Source organism: Microcystis sp. M49636_WE2 (assembly GCF_030065375.1).
Taxonomy (GTDB): domain Bacteria; phylum Cyanobacteriota; class Cyanobacteriia; order Cyanobacteriales; family Microcystaceae; genus Microcystis; species Microcystis aeruginosa_C.
Window position 1 is genome coordinate 1 of the sequence record NZ_JASJFG010000252.1, and the last position, 10,419, is coordinate 10,419.

7 protein-coding genes and 2 pseudogenes are annotated in these 10,419 nt (G+C 42.9%); 5 read left to right on the forward strand and 4 right to left on the reverse strand.

Translation table 11 applies throughout. The features are described from left to right. On the reverse strand, positions 1 to 594 hold a 594-nt coding region (locus PX484_RS06060), incomplete at its 3' end, for an aconitase family protein (RefSeq protein ID WP_288103148.1). 632 nt (positions 595 to 1,226) lie between these two features. Between PX484_RS06060 and PX484_RS06065 the strand changes: the two are divergent. Then, a pseudogene (locus tag PX484_RS06065) lies at positions 1,227 to 2,081 on the forward strand (IS5 family transposase). A 261-nt stretch (positions 2,082 to 2,342) separates the two neighbouring features. On the opposite strand, the pseudogene PX484_RS06070 reads toward PX484_RS06065, so the two are convergent. Together PX484_RS06070 and ahr are read right to left on the reverse strand one after the other, a co-directional pair. Beyond that, positions 2,343 to 2,534, reverse strand: a pseudogene (locus tag PX484_RS06070) (Uma2 family endonuclease); the annotation flags it as partial. 28 nt (positions 2,535 to 2,562) lie between these two features. Continuing rightward, positions 2,563 to 3,567, reverse strand: a complete 1,005-nt coding sequence (ahr, locus tag PX484_RS06075) for an NADPH-dependent aldehyde reductase Ahr (RefSeq protein WP_004163683.1) — start codon at positions 3,565 to 3,567, stop codon at positions 2,563 to 2,565. A gap of 399 nt (positions 3,568 to 3,966) precedes the next feature. Here ahr and dnaK point away from each other — a divergent pair, with 399 nt between their 5' ends. From dnaK to rsgA, 4 genes are all read left to right on the forward strand, one after another. After that, a complete protein-coding gene (gene dnaK / locus PX484_RS06080; protein WP_287671544.1) occupies positions 3,967 to 6,015 on the forward strand; it encodes a molecular chaperone DnaK in 2,049 nt (682 codons plus the stop codon). 214 nt (positions 6,016 to 6,229) lie between these two features. After that, positions 6,230 to 7,354, forward strand: coding sequence for a molecular chaperone DnaJ (dnaJ, locus tag PX484_RS06085; protein ID WP_004163681.1), 1,125 nt, complete (start codon positions 6,230 to 6,232; stop codon positions 7,352 to 7,354). A 192-nt stretch (positions 7,355 to 7,546) separates the two neighbouring features. After that, the gene (locus PX484_RS06090) at positions 7,547 to 7,768 is read left to right on the forward strand and encodes a sulfurtransferase TusA family protein (RefSeq protein ID WP_002738399.1); all 222 of its coding nucleotides are present in this window, start codon (positions 7,547 to 7,549) and stop codon (positions 7,766 to 7,768) included. Next, positions 7,769 to 8,845 carry a small ribosomal subunit biogenesis GTPase RsgA gene (gene rsgA, locus PX484_RS06095; RefSeq protein ID WP_004163680.1) on the forward strand — a complete coding sequence of 359 codons (1,077 nt, stop codon included), beginning with the start codon at positions 7,769 to 7,771 and terminating at the stop codon, positions 8,843 to 8,845. A gap of 57 nt (positions 8,846 to 8,902) precedes the next feature. On the opposite strand, the gene PX484_RS06100 is transcribed toward rsgA, so the two are convergent. After that, the gene (locus PX484_RS06100) at positions 8,903 to 10,219 is read right to left on the reverse strand and encodes a serine hydrolase (RefSeq protein ID WP_004163679.1); all 1,317 of its coding nucleotides are present in this window, start codon (positions 10,217 to 10,219) and stop codon (positions 8,903 to 8,905) included. Between the last annotated feature and the right edge of the window lie 200 nt (positions 10,220 to 10,419).

Sequence of the window (10,419 nt, forward strand, 5' to 3'; positions counted from 1 at the left end):
AACACCGCCTTTAACGCCTAATTGACGGATAATATGGAGAATTACATCTTTAGCATAGACACCGGGGTTTAAATCGCCGTTTACCTCCACTCGACGCACTTTTAATTTCGATAGGGATAGGGTTTGGGTAGCAAGAACATCCCGCACTTGGGAAGTTCCGATGCCAAAAGCGATCGCCCCAAAAGCGCCGTGGGTGGAGGTGTGGGAGTCACCACAAGCGATCGTCATCCCCGGTTGGGTTAGACCCTGTTCGGGAGCGATCACATGAACTATACCCTGATTGCCGGAACCGATGCCGTAGAAAGGAATATTATTGGTTTGAACATTAGTTTCGATCGCCAGGATCATTTCCTCGGCCAAATCGTCAAGGAAAGGACGCGCCTGATTTTCGGTGGGGACTATGTGATCAACAGTGGCAATAGTCCGTCCTGGAAATAATACTTTTAAACCCCTTTCTCTCAGCATCGAAAAAGCTTGGGGACTGGTGACTTCATGGACTAGATGCAGTCCGATAAATAATTGTGTCTGTCCACTGGGAAGAATATTAACCGTGTGTGCGTCCCAGACTTTATCGAATAACGTTCTTGCGCTCATTGACCTTGGAATGATAGTCATCCCCCTAATCATATCAGCTAACCCCGGCCGATAAATATTAATTTTTTCTTTTCTCTTGGTTAGTAGGGATAATAAATAAATAGCTCTGTTTTTGCCAGAGATTAAAACCATCGGTTTTTGAGTGAAAGAAACGACTTTCGCTAATAACTATTTAAGTAATTACTTCTGCTCCTTATCCCCCGATACCTATAATTTTTAAATAGGATTTAGTCTAACATTCTCTAGGTTTGAATAACCCCTCATTCCATAGCAAAAAAATTTATTCTTTTCTTGTGACCGCTAAATTATGCTTGCTAACTTTCCTGTTCAGATAAATTTCTCCAACAAAAATTAATCCTAGAATCAGAGATAAACTCAGCCATGATACTAGGATTCCTAAGTAGTTAATACTAATATAGTAATACTCAAAGATTCCTCCCAAATTAACTAACAATAAAGGTCATGGAAGTCTTAGGGATATTCCTCATTGCCTTTTGCTATCAGACAATAGTTCTCTTGCATAATTTTTTTATGGTATAGTGGAGGATTTTGCTTTTTTCTCGATTTTTAGATGGAAGTAGAAAAAAGAATAAAATGTGATCTTAGGTCAGGAAATAATCTATAATTTTGCTATGTTTATTAGCAAGATTATAGATTATCAAGACTTATCAGATGAACAGTTAAAACGCCGTTTAGGTGTGTATAAACAAACCTGTAGAAAGATGGTAGAATCAGTAAAAAGTGTTGAAGCTGACTCTAATTCAGCATCTACAAGGGGACCGAACCCTAAACTATCTATAGAAGAACAAGTTTTAGTAACGTTAGAATATTGGCGAGAATATAGAACATATTTTCACATTGGTATAAGTGGTCAACTATCAGAATCAACTATAGGTCGGATTGTAAATAAGACGGAAAAAATGCTTTTACAATCGGGAAACTTCCGTTTAAAAGGAAAAAAAGCTTTACTCAATCAAGCAGAGATACCGGTCATAACGGTAATGGATGTAACGGAAACTCCCATAGAAAGCCCCCAAAAGAAACAGAAAGATTTTTTTGGTGGTAAAAAAGGTTATCATAGTTTAAAATCCCAATTAGTAGCTGATAAAATACAGAGGAAATTATCTGTGTCTTTTGTGGGAAAGGTAGAGGTCATGATTTTAGTTTATTTAAAAAAAGTCTGGTTCGTTTTCATCCTTTAACTACCAGTATATAAGACAGTGGTTATCAGGGAATGGCTGCATATCATAGTAATATTTATACACCTAAAAAAATCGAAAAATAGAAAATTAACAGAGTTATAAAAGGAATATAACAAGGCTTTAGCCAAAGAAAGGATTATCATTGAACCTATAAATAGGAAACTCAAAATCTTGAAAATCTTATCCTGTAAATATCGGAATTGTCGTCGAAGATATAGTTTAATAGTTAACTTGTTGGCGGCTATTTGTAACTGTGAGTTAGGGATAGGTATAGCAACTTCTTAAAAGTTGCCAAACATTAATCTACAAGGATAATTTATTCTCAATTTTTATAATTGAGATAGTTTGTGCCGCTTAAATAAAGAGGTTTTGATAACCAAATTAAAGCAGCTCTAAAGAGTTTTGAGTTAAAAGTAAAACTTCAGGTTTTGATTCAGAACAAATGTGCTAATTAACTAATTTTCCCAAAAAAATTAGTTAGCCTATCATTATAACATATAATTAATTTGCAATAGTTCTATTAAAAACCTGCTCACGGCTAAACTAAATAAACATATTACCGCCAACAAAAAAGTCTTCTCGATCCTGATAGGCTTGTTCGATAGAATCGATTAAGACATTCATGGCCTTGCGGTGACGGTGGATTTCCAATGGTTATCCGTCATCAAAAATCAAGTCTTCTGGGGGAATGGGGGGTTCTTCCCAATCGATAACTGGAGGAGTGAGGGGTTGAGTCATCGGGGTTACGTCTGGGATAGAGATGGTTTTATTTCATCTGCAAGACGAGGCGATATTTAGGTTGTCCAGTTCTCAATTTTTCCATGGCTTCATTCACCTGCGAGATAGCATAGGTTTCCGTGACCGGTTCAATGCCATGGCGAGAGGCAAATTCGATCATTTTATTGATGGTACTGGGACTACCCAAAGGACTGCCAGAAATCGATTTTTGACCCATAATCAAGGGGAAAGCGTAGGTAGCCATGGGTTCAAGAACGGCCCCAACAATATGCAGACGACCTTTGGGACGTAAACAGGCGATATAAAGACCCCAATCGAGATTAACGTTAACGGTAGAGATGATGAAATCAAAGTAATTTTGTACCGATTGCAAAGCTTCGGGGTCTCTGGAATTGATAAAATGAGTCGCCCCTAGTTCTTTTGCTTCTGTTTCTTTATCGGGACTACTAGAAAAAGCGGTTACTTCGCAGCCCCAAGCTTTGAGGAATTTTAAGGCTATATGGCCCAATCCACCAATACCAATGACACCAACTCGGGCCGTGGGTTTAATATCAAATTGGACAATGGGATTAAAGACGGTAATACCACCACAAAAAAGCGGGCCAGCTTTGGCAGCATCTAACTGGTCCGGCAAGGGAACTAACCAACTATGATGGGCCCGGACTTTTTCAGCAAAACCACCATGGCGACCGACGATAGTTCCTTCGGCAGTGGCACAAAGGTTTTGATCCCCCGACATACAAGTTTCACAGGTGGAACAGGAACGGGAAAACCAACCAAGACCGACTCTTTGCCCTAGGTTTAATTCTTTGACTTTAGCACCGAGAGCGGCGATCGTGCCGACCACTTCATGACCGGGGACAAAGGGATAGGTGGTCAGTCCCCAATCGTTATCGAGCATACTTAGGTCACTGTGACAGATGCCGCAATATTCCACCGCGATTTCCACATCTTCATCCGCTAATATACCCGGATCGTAGTCAAAAGGCTCTAGTTTTCCCCCTTTTTCTCGGGCAGCATAGGCTCTAATCATGATTAAGTCCTCTAGGATCGGTGTATTGGTTATCTTATCCCAAATTGATCTGAATTCGGGTTAAGAAGATTTGGCGATCATTCCACTGCTCGGCACATCAACATCAAGGAATTCCGCTCGTGATCATTAAAAAAATCTTAAAAACGGTAATTTTAAGAATAGCGAGAGGAGATCGCTAACTGTCAGCATCAGCAAAATTACTGGTTTTGGGTTACTCTTGATATATAGACCGCTCGCCAGCCGCTTGCGGACTTTACCGACAAGTTTTGTTAGGAGCGGACGAAAATTGTCCTGTTTCATCCTCGGCAAGATTAGACGAGGTAAAAAGCCCGTTTCTAATTTTGGGATAATTTTTGTCAGCGATTGTATCCTATTAACTACCGTTATTATTAGAGCGTCATGGGAAAAGTCATCGGCATCGACTTAGGGACAACCAACAGTTGTGTTGCCGTACTCGAGGGAGGTCAGCCGATTATAGTTCCTAACTCGGAGGGGGGAAGGACAACTCCTAGTATCGTGGGGTTTGGCAAGGGCCAGCGCCTAGTGGGACAACTGGCCAAACGTCAGGCGGTCACTAATGCCGAAAATACCGTCTATAGCATCAAACGCTTTATCGGTAGGCGCTGGCAAGACACGGAGGCAGAAAGGGGACGAGTTGCCTATCATTGCCAACGCGGTCGCGATGATACCGTCAATATCAAAATTCGCGATCGGGAATTTACCCCCCAAGAAATCTCGGCCATGATCCTGCAAAAATTAAAGGCCGATGCCGAGGCCTATCTGGGAGAAACGATTAACGAGGCCGTGATTACAGTTCCCGCCTATTTTACCGATGCCCAACGTCAAGCCACTAAAGACGCGGGGATGATCGCAGGACTAGAAGTATTAAGAATTATTAACGAACCCACCGCCGCCGCCCTGGCCTACGGTTTAGATAAACAAAACGAAGATCAACATATCCTCGTTTTTGACCTAGGAGGAGGAACCTTCGACGTTTCCATCCTGCGACTGGGGAAGGGAGTCTTTGAAGTGAAAGCCACGGCCGGCAATAACCATCTTGGGGGGGACGATTTTGATAACCTCTTAGTGCGGTGGCTGGTGGAGAACTTTCAAAGCCAAGAAAACATCGATCTGGCCAGCGATCGCATGGCGATCCAAAGACTGCGAGAAGCCACCGAAAAAGCCAAAATCGAGCTTTCTAGCATGATTACCACCTCGATCAATCTCCCCTTCATCGCCGCCGACGAAACCGGCCCTAAACACCTAGAATTAGAACTAACTCGCGCTAAATTCGAGGAATTAACCAGAGAATTAGTGGAAAAAACCCTCGAACCCGTACAACAGTCCCTCAAAGATAGCGAACTGCAGCCTAGCGATATCAATCGTGTCATTCTCGTTGGTGGTTCCACCAGAATCCCCGCCGTGCAAGAATTAATCTCCCGTTTCTTTTCTACCGGCCAGATCGATCGCTCTGTTAACCCCGATGAGGCCGTTGCTTTGGGGGCAGCGATTCAAGCCGGAGTTTTAGGTGGAGAAGTGGAAGATATCCTCCTACTCGATGTCACCCCCCTTTCCCTCGGCATTGAAACCCTCGGCGAAGTCTTTACCAAAATTATCGATCGCAATACCACTATCCCCACCAGTAGATCTCAGGTTTTCTCCACCGCTGCCGATGGTCAAACTTCGGTGGAAATTCATGTCCTGCAAGGGGAAAGAGCTATGGCCCAGGATAATAAAACCCTCGGTAAATTTCTCCTGACGGGAATTCCTCCCGCCCCTAGGGGGGTGCCACAAATCGAAGTGGCCTTTGAGATCGATGTCAACGGCATCTTGAAAGTGGCCGCCAGCGACCAAGGCACCGGCAAAGAACAAAGCATTTTAATTAGCCATACTGGAGGGCTGAAACCGAACGAAATTGAAAAAATGCGCCTAGAAGCCGAAAAATACGCCGAATCCGATCGCCGTCGTCTGCAAATGATCGATATTCGCCACCAATCCGATAGTCTTTTCTATAGCTACGAAGTCACCATCAGGGAAAACAGTCAGTTAGTCGCCCCCGATATCCGGCAACTGGCCGACCAGAAGCGGCAACAGTTGGAAATCGCTCTGCGCGACCCCTCCATATCCCCAGAAAAGCTAAAAACCACCTTGGCAGAATTTCGTCAGATTGTCCTCGAAATCGGTACCCGCATCTACACAGGTAGACAAGAGCAAAACCAAACCCTTAACGGTACTGGTTTTGAACCGATCGATGTCACCGAAAAACTGACTCGACCCACCCGCACCCAAGCCACTTCTTCGAATACCTTCACCAACGGGCCAACCCTCTCCCCCACTCAAACCAGAACCTATAGTAATCTGGAAACTAAATCCACCGAATCGGGCAGTGATGATGATCCCTACGATGGGGAAGAAATGAGCGCCAGTGACTACGAGGCCGTAGATTAAAAAGTGATCAGTAATCAGTAATCAGTTATCAGCTTTTTTCTCCCCTTCTCCCCACACCCTACACCCCTTCTCCCCACACCCCACACCCCCACACCCCAACCCCCACCGAAAAAAATAGTAGGGATAACCCAACTAAACTATTATGTATACTTTGTTAAAGTAACAACTAGACCGAAAATTTATTTATAAATTGCGAGCAGAACCATAGCCCCCTATGCCCACTGATTATTACGAAATTCTAGGTGTCTCGCGAGATGCCGGTAAAGAAGACATCAAACGCGCCTATCGTCGTCTCGCCCGAAAATACCATCCCGATGTTAACAAAGAACCGGGAGCCGAGGAACACTTCAAAGAAATTAACCGCGCCTACGAAATTCTCTCGGAACCAGAAACCCGCAATCGTTATGACCGCTTTGGTGAAGCTGGGGTTTCTGGGGGCGCTGCTGGTTTTGATCCCGACAATATGGGCGGTTTCGCCGATATCTTTGAGACAATCTTTAGTGGTTTCGGGGGCATGGGCGGCCAAGCAACCGCCCGCCGACGCACAGGCCCTACCCGGGGCGAGGATCTACGTCTCGATTTTAGACTAAAATTCCGCGAGGCGGTCTTTGGCGGCGAAAAGGAAATCCGCATCCGTCATCTGGAAACCTGTCAAACCTGTAAGGGCAGTGGGGCCAGACCAGGGACCGGTTCCCGTACTTGTACTACTTGCAGTGGTACTGGTCAGGTGCGTCGCGCCACCCGTACTCCCTTCGGTACTTTTGCTCAAGTTTCGGTCTGTCCCACCTGTGACGGCGCTGGCGAAGTGATCGAGGAAAAATGCGACGTTTGCGCCGGTTCCGGACGCAGACAGGAAACCAAAAAACTGAAAATTACCATCCCCGCGGGGGTTGACAACGGCATGAAATTGCGCGTTGCCCGGGAAGGAGACGCAGGACTTAAAGGCGGGCCGCCAGGGGATTTATTCGTTTATCTAACCGTGGAAACAGATACAGAATTTCAACGGGAAGGCAATGATATTAAATCGGATATCACGATTAGCTATATCCAAGCGATTTTAGGATGTACCATCAAAGTTAATACGGTAGATGGCCAAGAAGACCTGACTATCCCTGCCGGTACTCAACCGAACACCGTACTGATTTTAGAAAATAAAGGGGTTCCCAAATTAGGCAATCCCGTCAGTCGCGGTGATCATCGCATTACCGTTAAAATCTCGATTCCTACCCGTGTCACGGGAGAAGAACGGGAATTGCTGGAAAAAATAGCGAAAGTTCGCGGGGAAACCGTGGGGAAAGGCGGCATCGAGGGATTTTTAGGTAATATCTTCCATAAATAGGGCAGGCTGAATAAATCTAAAAATCTTGTCGGATAACGGAGGCAGGGGGCGGTCGGCGGTCGGCAGTATTCAGGAGTCAGGAGTCAGGAGATAGGAGATTATTTTATTTATTCTCCCCACACCCCACACCCCACACCCCACACCCTACACCCTGCCCCCAGGAGAAACTTTTTCAGGAAACCCTAAATAACTATGACTTTAGACCTGCGCGGCACTCCCTGCCCGATTAATTTTGTCCGCACAAAATTGCAATTAGAGAAAATGACCGCCGGGGAACGGTTGGAAGTCTGGTTAGATGCCGGGGAACCGATCGAACAGGTTCCCACTAGCCTGACAGTGGAGGGTTATCAGATAGAATCGATCGAGGACCGAGATAGCTTTTTTGTTCTCAAAGTCTATCGCCCCGATTCCTAAATGGTAGATGCACAATTAACCGATTTATACGGCACAGTGGTGGCCGTACAGGCAAATTTTTATCAGGTACGCTTGGATTCTGCCGTTATGGGCGAGAATCTTCTCTGTACCCGTCGCGCTCGCTTGCAAAAAATCGGTCAGTCGGTCATGGTTGGCGATCGGGTGCGGGTGGAGGAGGTAAATTTTGCCGATCAACAGGGTGCGATCGCAGAAGTCCTCCCCCGCAGTACCGAGATCGATCGGCCAGCCGTTGCTAATATCGAGCAGATTTTGCTAGTTTTTGCCCTTGCTGAACCCGTCCTCGATCCTTGGCTGATCAGTCGTTTTTTGGTGAAAGCCGAGTCCACAGGCTTAGAAATTGCGGTCTGTGTCAATAAAATCGATCTGGGGGAAGCGGAACAAATAGAACTCTGGGGCGATCGCCTAGCTGGTTGGGGATACCGGCCCTTTTTTGTCAGTGTGGAGAAAAATCGGGGATTTGAGGCTTTATTGGCACAATTAAACCATAAAATTACTCTCTTGGCCGGTCCATCGGGAGTGGGAAAATCGAGTTTAATTAATTGTCTAATTCCTGAGATTAATCAACGGGTGGGGGATGTGTCGGGAAAACTGCAAAAAGGTCGTCACACCACCCGTCATGTGCAGTTATTTGCTTTACCAAATCGGGGTTTATTGGCCGATAGTCCGGGGTTTAACCAACCGGATATTAACTGTTCACCAGAACAATTAACTTTTTATTTTCCGGAAGTGAGAGAGCGTTTAGCTTTAGGAAATTGTCAATTTAATGATTGTACTCACCGTCGGGAACCTAACTGTGTGGTTAGGGGAGATTGGGAACGTTACCAACATTATTTAGAGTTTTTAGAAGAAGCGATCACACGAGAACAGTCATTGCAGAAAACTAGCACAAAAGAGTCAAGTTTAAAGTTAAAAATTAAAGAAGCAGGTCAAGAAACCTACGAACCCAAATTAGCTAATAAAAAATATCGTCGTCCTTCCCGTCGCGGCAAAAATCAAGATCAGGAACGCTACGAAAATAAAACTCTCCAAGATATTTATAATGATGATTCTGAATAGAATCGGTTAGGTTGTCTTTATCTTCAGGGTCACTAAAGTAAGAATTGGGAAAAGATGTTAAGGGGTGTTATACTTTGAGTCCATTTGCTGCATTTTTTGATAGACTAATTCAGAAATTTTTGGGAAAATTTGCCAATTTTGAGCGTAGGCAGCATCTTGGGTAAATACAGCTAAAATATAAGCAACTTGACCATCATTAATATAAGCTACCTCACTACGACTGTCACTTGTCCAACCAGCTTTAGAAGCAAATTCTTGGATATTTTTAGGGTCACTGTTAGCAAAATATTCACCAAAAAATCCTTTAATGGGATTAAAATGACCTTGACCTTGATTCGGGTCAATATTTTTCCAGCTGCCATCTTGCATCATGTTTATTCTGTTCAAATAGTATCGCATCTCCTGACTAGATTCTGGTGATATAGCTTGTCCTGTAATAATTTCATACATTAATCTAGCAGCTTGTTCAGTTGTAATTTTATTTCTAATCGGATTTTTAGGATCATTGCCTCTCATTTTTAAATCAGCACCTTGAGGTTTAAACATTTTTTTAGAAGGAATGGGATAGGTTTTTTGGTTAATATTGATACCATTATAACCTGCATCAACAAAATATTGATTAAGTAGATTTCTTTTTTTTAACCACTCTTGATAGTCTGACTGGCTCATATTTTTATGATTTGATTTTGCTCCAGTGATAGCATCAACAATATTACTTGATTCTTCATTGTCTGACTTTCCGATCATTTCTTGAATTTCAATAGTATATTCTCCTATATCTCCTTGATGATAATTAACATAACCGTACAGAGCGACTAGCCAAAAAAGCTTGACAACACTAGCGGGAAATCTTCCTATATTTCCTTGATAATTTTCGCTACTATTGGTTTTAAAATCGATTAAGCTAATTGATAATTTCTCAGTTGGTAAGTTATTCTCTGCAACATAATCAGTGACATTTTTAATAATAGATTGTAGTTGGTCGTTCCGCTTAAAATTTGGCGGTCTATCGGGAGTATAAATAAACGTTTTTTGAAAATTGATACGATTATTATTATCAGGAATAGGCAAAGATGGCAAGGCAATTTGTTGATTATTAAGTTCAGTTTGCGAAGTGATAGGAGTTTTCATTGTGGGTATATCTGGGGTTTTATTAATTATTGACTGAGGAGATTTTCTGTAAGATATGGAGGACTTATCATCAGTTACATTTGTTGTTTTCTGAGATTGATTGAAGATTAAAAAACCGACCACAGCAAAAGTCATCGCGACTAAGCTAGATATCAACAGAAACTTTATATCTGATATACCAGTATGGTATTCATAATTGTAGTTAGATGTCTCTGTTTTTTTGTTATCTGAGTTGTTTTTCATTTTTTTGTTTCTACTTTGTGATTAATTCAACTTATCTACGAGCTAAATTTTTAATGGTTCTATAGCGTTTTCAAATAAGACATGAAAAAGCATCGTAATTGTGGAGATTAGGAAAAGTAAATAGTTTAAGGTTGATTAAAAGATTAAATATCTTCTTCATAATCCCAAAATTTTTACAGAAACGGTAGCATCTCCTTACC